The following is a 19,830-nucleotide window of genomic DNA, read 5'->3' on the forward strand; positions in this document are numbered from 1 at the left end:
AAATGTTCGACGATGCAAATCCAAGGTGCACAAACTAACGCCCTATAAACACAGGGTTCACTGGGATGAATAGTGAGTATCACGCTTAAATTATAGCAATATCGCTAAAACTAAAGAGACGTCAGTGGATTCGAGGTTGCTTAAGAAGAGGAAGTAGTTTCAAAGTTTGCTCAGTTTTTATCGATAACTTGGTTGGATAATTTACAGGCGTAGTGTATCTGTTTAGTCGCACCAATTTGACAGGAAGATGTGATTAATAAGGTTTCAAATTTCGTTTCGTGGAATACGGAATGAACAAGAGCCTGCGCGATTACACAGGCTCAAACTTAGACTCAGCTATAAACTTCGGAGCTCGCTTGGAGCTGGGTTCAGCGACTACATTCGAGCAAGCTGTACTTTTCTGTCTTTATTCACCACACAAAAGTTACCGCGCTTAGTACGACATTTAGAGCATCGTTCGCATTCAACAGGGCTTCTATCCCCTTCCTTCCAACGCTTAACTAAATGGGGTTCAGAAAGCAGCGGTCTTGAAAGCGCGAAGTACTCAATGCCCGTGTTGTTTGCAATCGCTTCGATAGCATCAAAATCCGTTAGGCCGCCAACCGTGATCACTGGGATATTAACGTCTTGGCTGATCGCGTGACCATACTCATGGAAATAGCCTTCAGCTTGAATGGTAAAACCATCGTGCGACTCGCCAATCATAGTGTCTGCTTTACCATGAATATTACCTGACACGACAATGCCATCCACGCCCATTTGTTCAAGCTTTTTACAGACAAAACGTGTTTCGCCAAAGGTGACACCACCTTCAAAAAACTCCGAAGCCGTAAGCTTAACTAAGATAGGGAAATCATCACCCACCAGCTTACGCGTCGCGGTATAGATCTCTAACAAAAATCTCATGCGGTTTTCTAAGCTACCGCCGTATTCATCTTCACGTTGGTTGTAATAAGGGCTTAAAAATTGGTTAATCAGGTAAGTGTGAGCAGCATGAATCTCAACACCATCAAAGCCTGACTTTTGAGCTCTCAAAGACGCTTGAGCAAAGGCATCAACAATGTAATCAATTTCGTCTTTGGTCATCGCTTTACCCAGTGTCTGAGTCCCTTTTTCAGGAACTTCACTCGGGGCAAAGATCACTCGTTCGCCAAGATCATGCGTGGTCTTTGTGCCACCGTATGCCAATTGCATGACGATTTTAGAGTCGTTGTCATGCACCAGTTGAGTCAGCTTTTGATACTCTTCAATGAATGAGTCGTTATACATCCCCATCATGCCCGCATTGGGCTTTTCTTCTTCAACGATGTTCGCGTAACCCGTCACGATCAGGCCGACTTCACCTTGAGCCAACTCTTCGTAGATAGCGTACAGTTTATCTGTCATATGCCCATCTTCGGTGGCCATATTTTCCCACGTTGCACTTCTCATGAAGCGGTTCTTTAGTGTCATCTTGCCAATGTGGGTTTCTGTAAACAAAGTGCTCAAGTCTTATCCTCATTAAATCTTTATTATGTTTGCCCATTTTAAAAGACAAAAGAGAACCACTTCTTTTTCACAAAGTGACTCTCTTTTGTCCATTACTGAATGGGCGTTGATTTATGCGGATAGTACAGAGAATAAGACGAGGAAAACTTAATCTAGATTAAGAGAGCAGTACTCTCATATGAGAAAGAGGAAGAAAGCAGCAGAAGGAGATAAAAAAGATTGGGAAATAGAATAAAAGAAAGTCGCTCAGTTGTAATAAGCGACTTTGTTTAATTTAATCTGGACTGAGTGAATGGTTCTTACGAGAGGCGTCCACCTGCGAATTGCTAACAGCTATTTGAACTCATAGGTGTAAGATGCGCCAACACTGTTGTTCTCTCCAAAATCATCCTCAGCAAAAATTGTGAAGAAATTGAATGATTGAGCATCACTCAATTTATAACTCGCACCGACACCAGCCCAATACCCTGAATAATCATCAGACCCCATCGAACCACCACCGAAGCCCATGATAGACCATTCATCCGTAATCGTTTTTAAGCCAAACGCACCAATGTAGCCACCGTGTGTTGAACTCGGCATCAACACATAGTCAGAACCAACATTATCGTCATCGAAAACAGCTACTTCGCCGTCATTATAGCTGTAACCAGCCATAGGGAAGATTTGCCAACCGAACGGCTCAATATCGAAATAGCTCAGTGGTATAAATGTGCCAATACTGTAGTTGTTCTTATAAGCATCGTTGTCATATTCAGAACGGCTAAAGTTGAAATTCACGATACCCATCGGCAACAGCCATGAACCGCCTAATCGCCACTCTTCACCGTCCGCATTGACACGAACATTGATCATTCGCGCTTCATCTAAACCAATAGAGCCTGAGAACTGCAAATTTTCGTTATAAGCAACGCCCGCTTTGGTCACGATTTTAGTCGGGTCGTCAGGGTGCTTCTCTTCAGAAAAAGCACCCGTCGAACCAAGCATTGCCGCAGCAACAAGTAATAGATTACGTAATGTCATTAGAAGGTCGCACTAACCCCAACAAAGTGGATACGGCCGTCGAAAGAACCGTTTAGCGAAGTATTACCTTTTGGTCCACTTCGGTTCATATCAACTGAACCCAAATCTGCGTATTCGTAGAACACGTCGATCAAGATATCATCCCAATACGTTGAAGCACCTACCGAGTAGCGATACTGTTCACCTACAGGAAGGTCAACCCACTGCATTGACGGATCATCTTGTGGCGAGGTCTCATAAGAGAAGCCCGCTTTTAAACGCCAATCTGAATTCAATTGATAGTCAGCACCAACCGCAAACTTCCACACGTCGTCCCAATCGCGTTCAAGTGGAACACCACTAATTGGACTTCCAGCAACACCAAAATCAAGAACCGTTGTATCCCACTCACTCCAACGATGTAATTGCACACTAGCCAATAAGTCGAGCTTTGGGTTAAGTGCGTAACTAGCGCTGATATCAACGATCTCTGGCAAAGCAAGATCCATAGCTAGAGAGTTAGACAAATCTTCTACCCCTCTTAACTCATTATTAAACTCGTGCTCAAGCTTTGACCGATAGCTAGCACCCAACTTAAGTTTATCCGACGGCGTAAACATTACACCTAGGTTATAACCATAAGCCCAGTCAGTGTCTTGCTTTGCTGTAAAAACAGAGGATGACTGTTGTAACGCAGCCCAACTTAACTGGATACCGGCACCAACCGACCACTGGTCATTCAGTTGGTAGCTTAGTGATGGGTTTACTTGCATCGCAGTGAGGGTGATATCTTCTAAGAGTTCAGCTCCCGCCCACTCACTGCCGTAATCAAGGCTAGAGCCCCCGACTGCACCCAGCGCGATACCAAGGTGTAATTTGTCAGTCACTTGGTGAGCGTGAAAGGCACCAAATGACGGCATGACTGAATGAGCTTTACCATCTGGATTACCATCGTTGTCTTGATATTTCATCTCAAGATCAAACGCCATTGTGTTGATGGTGGTTTTGCTTTCGCCCATGTGAGACATGGTGGCAGGGTTCGTCCACATCGCCGCAGCCGAACGAGTATAAACACCGTCACCGGCACCAGTAGTACCGGCATTGGCGACAACAGCTTCTTGTAAAAACAAACCACTTGCGAAAGCATTTAAGCTTGTAAAAATTGCGGTGGCAGCTAGCGAGTAAGTAAAAGTTTTGTTCATCAGATTGCTCATTTAGCCTTAGACATTAAATTGATCTAAGGTTACCGCAAAGCCCCATAAACAAATGGAATATCCGTTATTCCTGTACAAACGCTATTTAAACTTTCTGGCGACGTATGGACGTGGCTTGTCTCGATGAATTTCACGTTGAGCAGCAATTGCTCTGTTCTTACCTAACCCTACCTTTATCTGATACCAGGTCTCGTAGAACACTGCCATACCTGGGCTTGACCACCAAGTCTTGTTGTAGAGTTTCTTATTAGCAGCGACGATATCTGGCGACCGATTCGCACACTCAAGTGCCAACGCATAAGCTTCAGCGTAAGGGTCTTCGGCAATCTTGGTTACCAGCCCATAGTCTTTCGCTGTTTCACAGTCGATCTCTTTAGCGGTCATCGCCATTTCTAAGGTGTGATCTTTACGCATTAACTCTCGAAATGCGATGGCGCCTCCCATGTCAGGAATCAAACCCCATTTGGCTTCCAATATCGAGAAAGTCGCGTCTGGACTGGCCATCCTAAAATCACCACCACTGGCTAATTGAAGGCCGCCTCCCCAACAACGACCATGAATCGCAAAAATGACAGGACATGGGATCTCTCGCCAACCAAGCGAAAAGTGCTGCGCAGCATTAGGTAATGTCGGTAACCATTTGAACAAAAGCTTCATCGCCCCAACTTTACTGTTCAATAACGATTTAACATCTAAGCCAGAACAAAAATCGGAACCACTGCCCTTAACAATAACAGCTCGAATATCTCTGTTCTTCTTGAGTTCACTTATCATGTCATTAACGGCTTCAAACATCGCCATATCAATAGCATTGAGCTTATCGGGTCGATTCAACACAACCGTCGCAATTTGGTTTTCATCGATAGAACAAGTAATACGATCGAGGTTTGGCATGGTGGCTACCTTATAAGTGGTCAGACCTTTAGGTTATACATTTTATTAACATATGCCAAACTTGCACATTAAGAAGCGAGACCTGTGTTGCTTAACACCGCCCCATTACACAAACGACATCAATAAAAAAAGCAGTGATGGATCGCTCCATTCACTGCTTTTCATTCGTATCTTTTATTACCAATAGCTTTGATAATCAAGGACTCTCAGTTTTGGGAGAACCTATGTTCTTCGAGATTTCAATAACAAGAAGATGAAGTAGCTACCACCAATAATGGAAACTAACGTCCCTGCAGCGAGTTGAGCTGGGAATACCACCACTTGCCCTAACCAGTCTGCAAATAGCATGAGTGCAGCACCAATTAAAAACGACAAGATGATCTGCTCTCGAACCAAACGAGCCCCCACCATTGCAGCGATATGCGGAGCTAACAAGCCGACAAACGCGACAGGCCCCATGGTTGTTGTCACGACCGAGCATAAGATCGCAACAATACACAACAGTGCCACGTAGGCGATATTGATATTCAACCCTCTGGCACTCGCGAACTGTCGTCCAGTCGCAATTAAGGTCACCCAACGACTCAGCAGCAGAGCAACACCAATACAAGCCGTTATCACGACAGCCATTATAGTGGCAGACTCAGGCTCCACACGGTAAGTAGAGCCAGCTAGCCAAGCCAATAATGTGTATTTCCCCTCACCCACTCGTGTTAAAGAGAATTGCACCAAAGCTTCCAATACAGCGGTCAGCGAAATACCGGTAAGGATCAAAATCGATGGCGCAAACTGATGCTTCTTGCCAAGGAATAGCAATAAACACAGTGCAATCGCGCTGCCTAAGAAAGCAACCCAAGGGCTCAATGAGTGAATCGAATAACCCATAAACAAGCTACTGAAAATCAACGCCAGAACCGCACCCGCCGACACACCAAGAATGTCAGGGCTTGCGAGCGGATTGTAGACCAATCTTTGTAAAATTACACCCGCCACCGCTAAGCCACCACCTGCGAATATCGCGGTTAACATTCTCGGCCAACGAATAGACCATTCAAATGCGTCTGGAATAAAAAAGTAGCCCATATCAGAAGAAGGCTGTGACAATGTACTCAACGCCAGCAATCCGACGATCATCGTGCCCAATAAGAAGTAAGCCAACGATGAAATAGACTTCGGACCTTTAGGCATTGAGAAAAACAGCTGATCTTGAGCAGACATTTGCTTGCGAGCAATAATGATCAAAGCTGGAGCACCAATCACTGCGGTTGCCGTCCCTGTTGGAATCATATCCAAAGACCACTGCGCCAAGAAGATAGCCAAGCTGTCAGTGACACACAGCAGTAACGCACCTAATACACAGCTTGCGATGAGTTCAGATTTCGCCTTTAGAAAACCGAGATGCCTAGCAATGTTCGGAGCAATCAAGCCGATAAAGCTGATCACGCCCACTGAGGTAATCGACACAGACACCAACCAAACGCCAACCGCCATCAATACAAAGAATGTCGTTCCGATGTTAAGGCCACGCGCTGCTGCCCCTTCTGTGCCGATGGAAAGCAGAGTCAGAACTCGTGGCGCCAACAAGAATATGGCAAAAATCGGCAGTAACTTAGGCATCAACCACAGCACTTGTTCCCAGCCATTTTGCCCTAGGTCGCCCGCTCCCCATACAAACAGATTCTGTGCGTACTGGTCGTTAAGCAGAATAATCGCCGTTGCAAATGCCCCTAGCAACAAGTTGACCGCCATGCCCGCCAATACAATTGGCAAGCCGCTCATGTTTTTGATTCCGACAATCGAAACAATCAGCCCCATCGCAAGCAGCGCGCCAACTAGAGCAAACCAAACTGAATACTGAGCGACCAACATCGGCGCGACCACATTCAGAATAACCAGACCAAGCCATGCACCTGACGACGTACCTAAGGTTAGCGGTGACATCATGCGATTTTGTGTCAGTTGTTGAAACAAGCTGCCGATGGTGCCAAGTGTTCCGCCGACCAAGATCGCCATCACCAAGCGAGGTAAGTTGACATAGGCTAACGCCATCAACTCGAATGAATCATCAACCATTGAGTTGAATGTCGCGATGTCACTGATCTGTGAGACTTGCTGGAGCAACTCACTAATAGGGCCAAATTCCGACTGCCCTAACCATAAATGAACAAGAGCAGCACAAAGCAGCACAGCCCCCATCATAAAACCACTGGATTTCATTACTGCTCCGCTAACTTCAGCAGCGATTGCGCCATGGCTTCTGCGTTATACAAGATCGACATAGCACCGCCGTAGCTCCAACTTGCCGCTACTGGGCTAAATTGACCATTGCGAACAAAGGGCATGCTCTTCCAAACCGGAGATCGGTCTAACTTTTCTTGATATGGAAAAGGTTCAAAGTAAAGCGCAATGCCCTTCTTTACGTTCTTAAGCTCTGTCATTCGTTTTTGACTGATGCCCCACTGACTCGCAGGAAGATCCATCGCATTTTCAAAACCTAACTGTTCAAGCGCATATTGCGGAATCGAATTATCGCCGTAGATAAACACCGATGTGGTACTCGCAAAACGGAAAGAAGTAACTTTTGGCTTGTCACCCGGATACGCTTTGTCTAACTCAGCTTTTAGAACAGCGATACGTTCATCCATCACTGCCAATTTGTTGTTCGCTTGTTCTTCATTGCCAAGCAATTTACCTATCTTCTTGAAGTTCTCTATAGCAGCCGCTGCATTGTTGTGTTGTTCACTGTACGTTTGGTAGTAAAGTACGGGCGCAATTTCCGAGAGTCGATCCTGAAGATCTTTCTGAGGCGAAGCGATAAGAATCACATCAGGGTTTAGCTTCTTCAAAGCAGAAAAATTAGGCTCAGTTCGAGTGCCAATGTCCGCCACGCCTTCTGGAATGGCAGGCTGAACAACCCAGTCGGTATAACCAGCAATATCAGGTACTGCTACTGGTGTTACACCGAGTTCAATCACTTGTTCGGCTATGTCCCAGTTCAGCGCCGCCACTCTAACAGGCTGAGCTTCAAGGGTTTTAACGCCCTCGCTGTCTTCAACTTGGTAATCGGCCATCGCATTAAACGATAAAGCGCTCGCTAATACGGATACCGCCAGCTTTATATGCAAGCTCTTTATTTTAGAAACATGGGAAGCGATTCGTTGTAAATTCATATTGTTGCCTACTCAATCTAAATTCTATATTTATTCAAACGACAAAAGCAGCCCAGTAATGGCTGCTTTAAATTGATAACCCTAACTTAGTTAGAATTCGTAATTAACATTAAATTCTACAGTTTGCTCTTGACCGTACCAGCAATAGCTCTCATTCCAACAAGTGTAATACTCTTCATTGAATATGTTATTTACAACGACATTAGCTGTTGCGTTCTTAAGCGAGCTGTTAACCTCTCCTAAGTCATAACCTAGAGACAAATCAACTAAAGTATATGATGGTACTTGGCCTTTATTTTTGTCTGACGTATCGTTTAGAACAGTTTCTCCCACATAACGCACGCCACCGCCGACTCTAAGGCCACTCATTGCACCACTACGTACAAAGTAGTTAGCCCAAACATTTGCAGTATGATCTGGTACAAATACTGGTGTTTGTCCGATATTTGACGCATTTCTATCTTCCGTAATTTCCATATCGGTGTATGTGTAGTTCGCCAACACATCCAAGTTTTCAGTGACTTGTGCTCGTCCTTCCAACTCAATACCTTGTGAGCGAATCTCGCCAACTGAAGTCCATGGTGAAGCGCCATCAGGACGAACTCCAACATTTTTCTTATTCACTTGGAACAGAGCCATCGAACCTGAAATCATATTCTCATATGAGTCATACTTAAGACCAAACTCGACTTGTTCACCGGTTTCAGGATCTAAGTTATTACCGTTAGTATCTAACTTTACACTCGGTTCAAAACTGGTAGCAAAGTTAGCAAATGGAGATAAACCGTTATCAAATTTGTACAAAGCGCCTAAGCGGTATGAGAAGTTTGTATCATCAGTATCCGTTTTGCTTGGTGCACCACCCAATACTGATACTTTTGTCGTTGTTTCGACTTTGTCAAAACGACCACCAGCAATGAACACCCAATTATCAATCAACATCTGATCTTGGAAATAGAATCCAAGCTGACTCACTTCAATGTCGTTATTTTGATAATACGTTTTTGTAAAATCATTCGGATTCAGCTTATTGTTATTTGGATTGTAAAGGTTGATGCTATCAACACCTGCGAAAGCGTCGTAGGCTACATCACCCTCTGTGTTTCGATAATCCACACCAAAAAGTAAATAGTGATCCAATGAGCCAGTCGACACTAAGCCCGATAGTTGGTTATCAACACTAATACCCGTAGAACTTTCATCGGTGCTATATGCCGAACGAGCTAATGAGCCAGTTGAAGCATCAAAATTGCCACTGCTAGTACTTTCTTGATAAAAGTCAGTTTTCATATAACGGAAATTCTGAAGAAATGCCCAATTTGAGTTGAAATCATGGTTAAATTTATAACCAGTAATCAAGAAATCACGTTTGATGGTGTTGTAATTAACATCCCCGGCAAATGTCGAAGGTGAGACTTTTCCTGATTCAATCGCCGCTAATGGGAGTGTCACGTTCTGACCTAGTGCAGGGTCATTCTGATAATAAAGATTGAAGTTAATAAAGGTTTTATCAGACACATACCAATCGATTGATGGCGCAATCACATAGCGCTCTTCCTCAACGCCGTCTACTTGCGTATCTTTCTTACGACCCAGAGCAACCAAGCGATAAGCAACGTTGTCACTCAAAGCACCCGTTGTATCAATTGACGCTTCAACTAAGTTATCTAAACCCGTTGCTAAGCCAATTTTTGTAGACTCTTCAAACTTAGGCGCTTTTGCGATGATATTAACCATGCCTCCTGGTGGCATTGATCCGTAAAGTACCGATGTTGGACCTTTAAATATTTCCAAACGCTCCATCGCAATAGGATCAATCTGAGGTTGTACGTTCCATCCAGGAAGGATTGGCAACATCATTCCGTCATAATAGTTATTCGTAGAGTCAAAACCGCGAATTTTAACCCAATCACTAAGAACCACTGCACCACCTTTATTCTCGGTTGATACACCTGGTGCATAACGAAGAGCTTGCATTACAGACTTAACACCACGTTGTTCCATCTGTTCGCTTTCGATAACGTTAAGTGTTTGCGGCGTTTCTTCTGGCGCTAAAACGGTTTTCGTTGCTGTATTACGGTAGGCTTTACCCATAACAGTAATAGTTTCTACATTCGAATCTGCGGAAGTAGCGGTATCTTTCGCGAATGCTTGCGCTGAAAACGCAGTCAGCAACGCGACTGCCAATGATGAATACTTAAAACGAGTGTGAGTGGTCATGATTCCCTCGGTACCAATGCTTAATTGTAAATAGTAATAAATCTCATTTGCATTGTATGTATCTAGAGAAGGGATAATTAACAATTTGGTGCAAATTCAAAAAGAACTTGGCCTATTTTGAGTAAAACTAGGTCAATTGCTGATTAAACACACAATTGATCTAGTAACATTTGACCTAGTAGCGTTTGACCTTGTAGCCTTTGACCTTGTAACACAAAGGCTTTTGAGAAGGGGGGAGAAAGTCGGAGAGCTGAAATATGACTACGATTTAATAATAGGAACCCAGTACTCCATTTCCGCATCAGAAGCATGAGCTTGATAGCCAAATGGGTACATCTCAAGTTCATAACCATCAACGCCACGATAACCTGAATTTGGAAGCCAATTAAGCACAAACCAACTTAGAGTATGGGGTAGATGCTCTATAGGACCACGGTGCTTTACTACAGCATAGGTTTGCTTAGGGATGGTCAGCACCTCTAACTTATCAGAGATAATACTAGGCAGTTGCGGGATAGAGATCTCGTCATGAAGCTCAACGCCCGCCCAATAGTAAATATTGGTTCCGTCAAAACAAGACTGAGTCAGGTCAACAACACCAATAAACTGGAGCATGTTGGCGTCAGGGATTTCAACCTCACCTTCTAAACGTGACCATAGCTGAGGGACTTTCTGTGCGAAGTCTTGCGTGAGTGAAAACAAGCCACTGATTTCTGATGTCATTCCTTTCACTAAGAAAGGCTCTCTTTCATCAATGCGCACTTCCACAAAACTTAACGCCCTATTTTCTGAATTACTCACCGTTTCTGATACTTGTATCGGCTTTTTTAGCCCTACTCTTTTGCCTGCTTTTCTATACTGACTTGGGCTTACCCCAAACATTTGCTTAAACGAACGGCTAAAGCTTATTTCTGAATTGAATCCGAGACCAAGCGCAATATCGATAACACGATCTTTTCCATCAAGCAGCTCTTCGGCAGCCTGACTTAACTTTAACTCTCTCACATAGTTCGCCACGGTAAGCCCGGTTTCAGCTTGAAACACTCTTTGCAGCTGCCAACGAGACCAACAGCTTTGCGTCGCTAAATCTTCTAGCGATAACGCAGAGCTAAGATTCGCATGGATATAAGCCAGAACGCGGCTGATACGGTCAAATGCAGGTGTGTTCATATTCAAGCTTTCATCTTCTCTATTTTTGACTAGGGCGTGTTGGGTTCAACAATACTTTTATCACTTAAAGTGGCTTTTATCACTGAAAAAAGGACAGCCCACCCAAACTTTATAAATCTCAAAAACGTAAAAAGCACCGAGTAGATGCTCCATTTTGTATGGTTATCCTCGACTATGTTCGTTATGATAACGCAACTGATTCTCATTTATTGATTTAAGATGCTTCCCCAACTGCACAATATTATCACTCGTCGGAAAGCCCCGTCTCTACATCAAAAAATCTTCGCTTACTCAAAACAAGTGAGCCCTTATTTAAGCGGAAGCTTTGGTGCACTTAATAACAAGAGCATTGCGGTAACAAATGAGAATAGCCATAAAGAGCTCAAACGAGTTTACGATGGTCTTTCGCAAAGCCACCCAGAAGCAGGCAAAGCGTATTGGTTAACACGAACCTGGGATCTCGTGTGTTGGCAGCCTATCTATGTGACTTTCATTTCTATCTATGGGCTTCATTCATTGCCCGACATCAAGAATATCGGTCAATTTAGATACAAAGAGTTCATTACTGGCTACCGCTTCTTTAATGGTGATCATCAACATGGCTCACCAGAAGAACTGATTCCCGATGCTGGTGAAGCCATTCTTGCACTGACTGAGTTTTATCGAGGCCAGATCAGTGAATGGACACGTATTCGCCCAGGATTTACCAATCATTTATTGGCCGATCTATTGTTAGGCAGTTTGATAAAACTTCAGCAACGCGAACCAAGCCTGACCAATGATTACATTATTGCGCAAGCTAAGCTTTGGTTAGAAGCATGCCAGTTGTCTGAAAATCATTTACACAGCCTTAAAGTTGACTCTAGTTCGGGGATGTTAAAACTGTTCAGAATCAGCTGCTGCCTGGTTTATAAGTGCGATTCAAGAAAGTACTGTGATAATTGCCCTAGGCATCCAGACAACAAAAAAATCGCTTAGTCACGCCATTTATTAAAGTTCAATACGACGAGCCTTCTCCCATTGAGCTTCGCTACTGATCTAATTACAGGACTGACATGTTTCAGCTTTCAAACATAAAAATGGTTCGCGATGAACGAACCATTCTCTCAATCGAAGATCTCACGATTCCGACCAATGAACTGACAGTCGTTCTTGGCCATAATGGTTCGGGTAAATCTACACTCGTTAATTTACTCTCAGGGCAGATGTCGCCGGATCACGGCAGCGTGGAACTAGACGGCGCTTCCCTCTCTTCATTCAAAAGCAAAGATTTAGCGAAAAAAATTGCTTATCTACCGCAAAAGCTCCCCGCTTCTGCAGGCTTAACCGTAGAAGAGTTGGTTCGCTTAGGGCGTTTTCCTTGGAGAGGCGCATTAGGCCGTTGGAACTCTGAAGATAAGTCGATCATTCAACAGGCAATGGAAAGAACCGGTGTCACTGAATTCTCGCAAGCCTTGGCGGATGATTTATCTGGAGGAGAGCGTCAACGCGCGTGGGTATCGATGTTGTTGGCTCAGCAATCACCAGTACTAATCCTTGATGAACCAACTTCGGCACTGGATGTGCATCATCAGTTTCAGCTTATGGGTTTACTGTCTGAACTCAACAAAACGGAAAATGTTGGGGTGATCGTCATTTTGCACGATTTGAACTTAGCACTGCGTTACGCGACACACATCGTTGCACTGAAAAAAGGTCAGATTGCTTTTGAAGGCAGTGCGGATCAGTTACTTGATGAACAAGCGCTATCAGCTTTGTATGAGTCTCCGATTCGACTGATCGATCATCCAGTTCCAGCTAAGACAGCAGCAAGTGAGAAGGTTGCAGTCGTCTGTGAATAGTTCGGGCATTTCAGCTTAAGTCTAAGCTCTAAGCTCTAAGCTCTAAGCTCTAAGCTCTAAGCTCTAAGCATAAAGAAGGCCATTGAAGTCTCAGAACTTTAATGGCCTTTTCGTTTTTCACTCGCTAGCTAAATAATTAACTAATTAACTAGCTCAGCTGCGACTCTCTCGCTTCTTGACTACTGAAACCACGCAAAATATTAATCAGAGTAATAATAGTGAACAACATGATGACAAGCGATAAATGCCACGCTTCTCCTAGCCCTAATTGAACTAGCCCCATACTCACCATTGAAGACACCACCATCTGCCCGCCGCCAGACATCGCAGCAGCCGCGCCAGCGTTCTTCTTATAAGGCAACATCACCAACGCCTGAGCACAAGGCAATGCAATACCATTGCCAAGAATCATCAAGAACTGGCCAAGCATGAGATACAAAGGCTCAAGTGGGCAAAAGAAAAGCCACAACGCCGCAGAGATATGCAATACAGGGGTACATAACAGAGTTTTCTTGTTGCCCAACATGGGGCGAATACGGTTACATAAACTTGTTCCACCCAGCATGCCTAAAGCAGGAATCACCGCCCACATCGCGTATTCATCAGACGTCATGCCAATCTGATTTTGCATAATAAATGGCATCACTGATACGGTAGTGATCATCAAACTAAAGTTAAGCCAGCCAATACTCGCAAAACTCATAAAATAGCGAGAAGTTAGCAACTCTTTGTATTGAGAAACCATTTTCTTTGGCGAAGGAATAGCGGAGATCTGAGTGACGGTTTCCTTAAACTTGAACGCCAAAACCACCCAAGCTAATGAGACATAGCCAAGTAGCGAGATGAACACCATGCTCCAGCCAAAATGGAAGTTAATAAAGCCGCCGATTACGGGCGCAATCAAAGGTGTAATAGACGCGACCATCGCAATGTAGGACATAGCTAAAGGTAAATCTGCCCCACTGAATCTATCCCGCGTGGAAGCACGAGCAAGTACAGCGCAACAACCCGTTCCTAAGCCTTGCAGAAAACGCCCCATCACCATGCTAGTAAATGAATGGCTAAAGAAGATGATCATTAATAGTCCCAGCATGGCGATTAATAATCCGCTCAGCAGTACTTTCTTGCGCCCTAGAGCATCGGAAATTGGACCATAAATAAACTGAGAAGGTCCAAAACCTAACAAATAGACACTCACCAGAAGCTGAGCTTGCTCTAGCGAAACATCAAAGTCTTTCGCGATCCAAGGTAATGATGGAAATACCAGCCCCATACTGAGTTGGCCGATGCTGATGACCAAACACGCAAGTAGGATCGATTTAAAGTCAAATCGACGACTCATGATGTAAAGTATCCAACATAACAGCTGTTTTGAGATCGGGTGGTTTGAGAATAGATAGCTTGGGTATCAACCTGACAACATACAGACAGAGAAAACAGCGAAGATGTTGCAAGGGTAGTATTCATTATGCTCCGAAGGAATCGAATAGAGAATGGCAGGCTAAACATACGTGAGCTTGCTTACTCATACAACACTGGTTGAACTAAATAAATGAATAGTCACTTTTCAGTAACCCAACCTTTGCACCTGTCGACCACAAGCTAAACTAATACCACGTCATGAAAACAAAGGACTCCCATGAAGAATCATCATCGTCTTATTTCCTGTGCTTTGGCACTCATCGCATCGAGTCCAATATCCTCTGCTTTTGCATGGCAAGTAGAGAAGATCACCGACGGACTCGTGATCCCTTGGGGGTTGGCTTATATCAACGATAACTCCATGCTAGTAACAGAAAAAGCTGGCGTCATTAAACAGGTTGATTTAAAGACGGGTGAGCAAAGCACACTGTTTAGGCTGCCCAATGTTTGGGCGAAAGGCCAAGGTGGTCTGTTGGATATCGCGCTCTCCCCTTTTGAAATCGGAAAGTTCTACGTCACTTACAGTAAAGACGTCGATGGTGAAGGCGTAACGACACTGGCTTCTGCTAATTACAGCAATAATGAAGTTACCAATTGGACAGACGTGTTTGTATCTAAATCCAGAACGGACACCGGACGTCACTTTGGTAGCCGTATCACCTTTGATGATAGCCACCTCTATTTTTCAATCGGCGACCGTGGTGATCGAGACAACGGCCAAGACACCATGACTCACGCCGGATCAATATTACGATTGAATGCTGATGGAAGCACACCAAGTGATAACCCATTCTCGGATAACAGCAAGGTGCTCAATGAGATTTGGAGCTATGGCCATCGTAATCCACAAGGCTTGTATTACGACTTCCCGACCCAGAAGCTGTGGTCGATTGAACATGGCCCGCGAGGTGGTGACGAAATTAATTTAATAAAAACAGGTGCCAACTACGGGTGGCCTGTCACATCACACGGAAAAGAGTATTGGGGCCCAATTAGCGTAGGCGAGTCTGAAACTAAGGATGGCATTGAAGCGCCTAAAAAAGTCTACGTTCCTTCAATCGCTCCGGGCAGCTTGATTGTTTACCAAGGTGACAAATACCCAGAGTTGAAAGGAAAGCTGCTGGCCGGCGCACTTAAGCTTACCCACATCAATATTGTGACAGTCAATAGACAAGGTGATGCAATCAAGGAAGAACGTATTTTAGAAGATTTAGGCGAGAGGATAAGAGACATTGAAACTTCACCAAGCGGCGACATCTTTTTCAGTACCGATAATGGCAACCTGTATCGCTTGAAAAAGTAGTCAAAAGCTCGTTCCAATAGACACATGATGCTTACCGTGAGATTTATAAATATAAGCCGTTAAAATTGGGGCCAGGCACCAATTAGCGGCTTAATAATTTGGAAAATAAATGTGCCAAAACAGTGCAATTACTCCAAATTCGTCATCAATTTCGACCACCTTTTTCACAAAAACTACAACAAATCACCATACAACTGTAACTCCATGATATTTAAGGAATGCAAAGTTTGACTACCCCCAAGTTTCTGCAACCTTTCACTATGGATTCGATTGACTATCCCCTAATTTGATTTAGACTTCATCTCGGCTAGAAAGAAAGTTCTTTGTATATAAACATTTCGTTGGATTACTACTAACCCCGTTGTGTTGTACGCAATAGCAATAAACTTTTCCGCGCTATCAGTGCCACAATTGGCTCAAAATAAAAATTTAATTTTAGGATATCATCATGTCTAACACAGTTACTGGTAAAGTAAAATGGTTCAACGAAACTAAAGGCTTCGGCTTCATCGAGCAAGAAAACGGCCCAGACGTATTTGCACACTTCTCTGCAATCACAGGCGACGGTTTCAAAACTCTTGCTGAAGGCCAACAAGTTGAGTTCACTGTATCTCAAGGTCAAAAAGGCCCACAAGCTGACAGCATCAAAGTACTTTAATTTAGTATTTTAAAGCTTTCTAAAAATAGCCAGCCTCTGCTGGCTATTTTTTTACCCGCTATTCAGAGATTTAAGGTAACATCCCCCCACTATTTCTATCTAAGACACCCTATCAATGGCTCTCAAACCAACAATCTATAAGTTTCGTATTTCTTTAACCGATATGAATCGCGACTATTACGACTCTTTTAATCTAACGGTTGCACAACACCCTTCTGAAACAGAACAGCGCATGATGGCTCGTATCATTGCTTTCTGTATCAATGCATCTCCTGAACTTGAGTTCACTAAAGGGTTATCTAGCATTGAAGAACCGGATTTATGGCAGAAGTCATTAGATGACCAAATCTTAGAGTGGATTGATGTTGGCGAACCCGATCCAGAACGCGTTAAGAAGGCGACTCGCTTATCTAAGTCTGTGAGCGTGTTCAGCTTCAACACTAAGTCGAACGTTTGGTGGGAGCAGAACAAAGGTAAATTTGGTTACCTGAAAGCTCAGATCGTTCGTCTAGACAACGATGGTATTGAGCAGCTAGCAGCGATGACACAACGTACTATGGACCTTTCAGTAATGCTGTCGGGTAACTCTGCGTTCGTAAACAGCGACACGCAATCTGCAGAAGTAACGTGGGAAGAGCTACAGAGTAATGACTGAGACCCAAACTCAGACTGAACCTCAGCGCCAAACTAAGCTCGAAGCGTGTCTGCAGCTCGCTGGTCTCGATTCAGTAAAAGCGCTGACGACTGGCTATGAAAAAGAGTTAAAGTCATTTATTGATGAAAACCATGCTCTGTTTAGACACGCTTGCGAGAACAAGCCGGACAACTCTGCACGTCAGACGTTGCTTGGCCTGTTAACCAAGGTACATATCGATGCAAGCTATCGCTTTGAAAGCAATAAAGAAGCGAATGAGGCAATGCAAAATGTATTCGATACTACAGTGGGCACTGAGCATAGCGACAAGTTTCAAAACTCTAACGCTCAGCAGTTAAAGTTAATCACTCATTTGTGGTTATTCGTTCAGGGACGACTAGGAATGGATTACAGCCTTGCTAATGATCACGCAGCAGTAGCCGCTTCGTTGCTATCTCGCGTATCAAAAAACACCGATGATGAGATTCGCGTAGAGTTCATGGCAAGTTTTTATGATGGTTTGAATATCTATCAAGCTGAGAACAAGCCGTCCGGTTTTGTTCATTGCTTTAAACGTTTGTTTAATCTTTCTTAAGCATTCCCACCAGCGACTGACTCTAGATACGCTCTATGTTTTTATAGAGCGTACTTATTCTGCTTAGCCGCCAGAGATTCCCTATTACGCTCGTTCCTCACTTTAGGGAATGACAAAAGTTAACGAGTCTCTCATTCTGCAAGATCAGCAGCGTTTTTCTCTGAAAAGCTGTCGATAAAATACACACTGAACCCTCACACGCCGTCATCCCCTAGAAGGAGGAACGACTGAGTCGGGGATCTCATACCAAGTCAGAAACTACACAGACAAACAGATTCCCTATTACACTCGTTCCTCGCTTTAGAGAATGACGACATTCGCAGTCATTACAGTTTACTTCATTGCAGGCACAAAAAAGCCCCCACAAGATACCGCGCTTCAGCACTGTTGTTTATCCGATTGCAACCAAAAAACCATACGTTAGAGACGAACAAAGTCTTGTTGTGATAATGATACTTCTCATAACACGACGAATTAAAGCTACGTATATGGCAAGGTTACTTTACAACTATAACTTATCAATTTATTCAAAAAGTGCATATTTTTCAGATAATTATTCTCAAATGGAAATATCAGTTATGTGACGAGCAGAAGCATTTTCTCTTGTGATGATAAGTACACTGACTTTTATAAAATGATAATAAAAAACCTGCAAATACAACTAACGTTAACTTCAAATTATCTTGTTTTATAAGCGGAGAATTAAAATGAAAATATGGTCTGTATCCTTTCTTGCAACTGCAGTAGCTGTCGCTCTAAGCAGTAATGCGATAGCTTGTACTGGGCTTATTGTTGGCAAAGAAGCGTCGAACGACGGTAGCATTATGATTGCTCGTAATGAAGATTTTAGCATTAACAACTGGAACAAATACCTAAAGTATCGACCTGCGCAAGATAACCAAGAAGGTGACTGGCAGTTAGGTAACGGGTTAATTGTTCCGATGCCAAAGCACTTCTTTGCTTACTCTGCGATACCAGACTGGGATGCGGATACCGTTAATCGCGACGGAAAATTCTATGAAGAACGTGGGATTAATGAACACAACGTTGCCATTTCAGCAACAACCAGCGCAGAAATAAACGACAAAGTCGCCAAGGTAGATCCTTTAATCGACAATGGCGTAATCGAAGCCATTATACCTACGTTAATCCTTCCTCAGGCAGAAAACGCAAAACAAGCCGTAGAGTTACTCGGTCATTACATCGAAACCTATGGTGCTGGTGAAGGAAACAGTCTCTATATTGCAGACACCAATGAGGCGTGGTTATTTGAAATTGGTTCAGGTCACCATTGGATTGCTGTAAAAGTGCCTGATGACAGTTACGCCATGATTGCAAATGGCTTGCGTGTACATGGTGTGAACTTGGCAAACAAAGAGGTACTGCATTCAAAAGACATATTCGAGTTTGTAGAACAACACAAACTGCTTGATAACGCAGATGAAAAATCTTTCAATTTTGCAAAAGCATTCGGGGTTATTGGTGATGAGTATAATATCGATCGTGAATGGTTAGGCCAAAAAATACTGACACCTTCGCTGCATCAACAAAGTCGCATGACGCAATACCCTTTGTTTATGAAACCTGATACAAAAATCTCAGTTGAAAATGTGGCAGAGGTACTTAGCGCGACTTATAAAGACACGGTTTTGGAAGGAAAATCGAAACGACCAATTAGAGTTGAGCGTCAACTAGAGTCGCATATTATTCAGCTTCGCCCTGAGATGCCAGAAGAGCTTCAAGGTATTATTTGGCAAAGCTTCGGCGTGTTACCAGAATCTGTTTTAGTGCCGTTATACTCAACCCTACAAGATTACCCAAAAGCGTACCAAGTAGGCGATGATAACTACAGTGATGACTCTGCTTATTGGCAGTTCCGTAGTTTAACCGCCCTCGCTTCTACAAACCCAGATAAGTATTTACCAGTACTAAAAGCAACTTGGGACAAAGAAGAAACTCAACTATACAAGCAGGTCGCACACTTAGATAAAACGTTAACAGACATGTATAAAGTAGATAAACAAGCGGCTCTGAACATGGCTGCCGACTACTCATACGGACAGCTTAAGCGTACCTTAGATATGGCAACTGAGCTTAGATACAAAATGATTACAGATTTGACTAAAAGCACAGAGAAGAAATACTCAGAGGAAGAGTTTAAGAAAATAGTAAATCTGTAGGCTTATGAAGCAACCAATAAAAACGGAGCATAATGCTCC

Annotated in this window: 16 protein-coding genes; 7 read left to right on the forward strand and 9 right to left on the reverse strand. The window is 43.5% G+C overall.

All coding sequences use genetic code 11. The features are described from left to right. Nucleotides 1–375: 375 nt before the first annotated feature. The 8 genes from ACED42_RS04500 to ACED42_RS04535 form a co-directional block, all read right to left on the reverse strand. Entirely contained in the window at nt 376–1,488 is a 1,113-nt protein-coding gene (locus tag ACED42_RS04500) for an NADH:flavin oxidoreductase (RefSeq protein WP_371701588.1), read from the reverse strand. Between the two features lie 333 nt (nt 1,489–1,821). After that, a complete protein-coding gene (locus ACED42_RS04505) occupies nt 1,822–2,511 on the reverse strand; it encodes a hypothetical protein (protein ID WP_371701590.1) in 690 nt (229 codons plus the stop codon). Then, nucleotides 2,511–3,692 (reverse strand): OmpP1/FadL family transporter, encoded by a 1,182-nt coding sequence (locus ACED42_RS04510; protein WP_371701592.1) that lies wholly within the window; start codon nt 3,690–3,692, stop codon nt 2,511–2,513. Before ACED42_RS04510 ends, ACED42_RS04505 begins: the two co-directional genes overlap by 1 nt. 93 nt (nt 3,693–3,785) lie before the next feature. Then, entirely contained in the window at nt 3,786–4,598 is an 813-nt protein-coding gene (locus tag ACED42_RS04515) for a crotonase/enoyl-CoA hydratase family protein (protein ID WP_371701594.1), read from the reverse strand. Between the two features lie 222 nt (nt 4,599–4,820). After that, nucleotides 4,821–6,815: a Fe(3+)-hydroxamate ABC transporter permease FhuB gene (gene fhuB, locus ACED42_RS04520; RefSeq protein ID WP_371701596.1), complete on the reverse strand. Its 1,995-nt coding sequence runs from the start codon at nt 6,813–6,815 to the stop codon at nt 4,821–4,823. Next, complete coding sequence (locus tag ACED42_RS04525) at nt 6,815–7,768, reverse strand: iron-siderophore ABC transporter substrate-binding protein (protein ID WP_371701598.1); 954 nt, start codon at nt 7,766–7,768, stop codon at nt 6,815–6,817. Before ACED42_RS04525 ends, fhuB begins: the two co-directional genes overlap by 1 nt. A 90-nt stretch (nt 7,769–7,858) precedes the next feature. Beyond that, nucleotides 7,859–9,988: a TonB-dependent siderophore receptor gene (locus tag ACED42_RS04530; protein ID WP_371701600.1), complete on the reverse strand. Its 2,130-nt coding sequence runs from the start codon at nt 9,986–9,988 to the stop codon at nt 7,859–7,861. 261 nt (nt 9,989–10,249) lie between these two features. Then, nucleotides 10,250–11,158 carry an AraC family transcriptional regulator gene (locus ACED42_RS04535; RefSeq protein WP_017103741.1) on the reverse strand — a complete coding sequence of 303 codons (909 nt, stop codon included), beginning with the start codon at nt 11,156–11,158 and terminating at the stop codon, nt 10,250–10,252. Nucleotides 11,159–11,377: 219 nt separating this feature from the next. Here ACED42_RS04535 and ACED42_RS04540 point away from each other — a divergent pair, with 219 nt between their 5' ends. Then, the gene (locus ACED42_RS04540) at nt 11,378–12,136 is read left to right on the forward strand and encodes a siderophore ferric iron reductase (protein WP_371701602.1); all 759 of its coding nucleotides are present in this window, start codon (nt 11,378–11,380) and stop codon (nt 12,134–12,136) included. 77 nt (nt 12,137–12,213) lie between these two features. After that, on the forward strand, nt 12,214–12,999 hold the full coding sequence (locus tag ACED42_RS04545) for an ABC transporter ATP-binding protein (RefSeq protein WP_371701604.1): 786 nt from the start codon (nt 12,214–12,216) through the stop codon (nt 12,997–12,999). A gap of 148 nt (nt 13,000–13,147) precedes the next feature. Here the strand turns inward: ACED42_RS04545 and ACED42_RS04550 are convergent, their stop codons facing one another. Next, nucleotides 13,148–14,341 carry a multidrug effflux MFS transporter gene (locus ACED42_RS04550; RefSeq protein WP_102249781.1) on the reverse strand — a complete coding sequence of 398 codons (1,194 nt, stop codon included), beginning with the start codon at nt 14,339–14,341 and terminating at the stop codon, nt 13,148–13,150. A gap of 297 nt (nt 14,342–14,638) precedes the next feature. On the opposite strand from ACED42_RS04550, the gene ACED42_RS04555 reads away from it, so the two are divergent. From ACED42_RS04555 to ACED42_RS04575, 5 genes are all read left to right on the forward strand, one after another. After that, entirely contained in the window at nt 14,639–15,724 is a 1,086-nt protein-coding gene (locus ACED42_RS04555) for a PQQ-dependent sugar dehydrogenase (RefSeq protein ID WP_371701607.1), read from the forward strand. Between the two features lie 448 nt (nt 15,725–16,172). Beyond that, on the forward strand, nt 16,173–16,382 hold the full coding sequence (locus ACED42_RS04560) for a cold-shock protein (RefSeq protein WP_004731543.1): 210 nt from the start codon (nt 16,173–16,175) through the stop codon (nt 16,380–16,382). Between the two features lie 115 nt (nt 16,383–16,497). Further along, complete coding sequence (locus ACED42_RS04565) at nt 16,498–17,037, forward strand: YaeQ family protein (RefSeq protein WP_004731545.1); 540 nt, start codon at nt 16,498–16,500, stop codon at nt 17,035–17,037. Then, a complete protein-coding gene (locus ACED42_RS04570; RefSeq protein WP_371701609.1) occupies nt 17,030–17,611 on the forward strand; it encodes a hypothetical protein in 582 nt (193 codons plus the stop codon). The genes ACED42_RS04565 and ACED42_RS04570 overlap by 8 nt, the downstream gene beginning before the upstream one ends. Nucleotides 17,612–18,318: 707 nt before the next feature. Next, nucleotides 18,319–19,791, forward strand: a complete 1,473-nt coding sequence (locus ACED42_RS04575) for a C69 family dipeptidase (RefSeq protein ID WP_122046278.1) — start codon at nt 18,319–18,321, stop codon at nt 19,789–19,791. The last annotated feature ends 39 nt before the right edge of the window (nt 19,792–19,830 follow it).

Source organism: Vibrio sp. FF145 (assembly GCF_041439075.1).
In the GTDB taxonomy this organism is placed as follows: domain Bacteria; phylum Pseudomonadota; class Gammaproteobacteria; order Enterobacterales; family Vibrionaceae; genus Vibrio; species Vibrio tasmaniensis_A.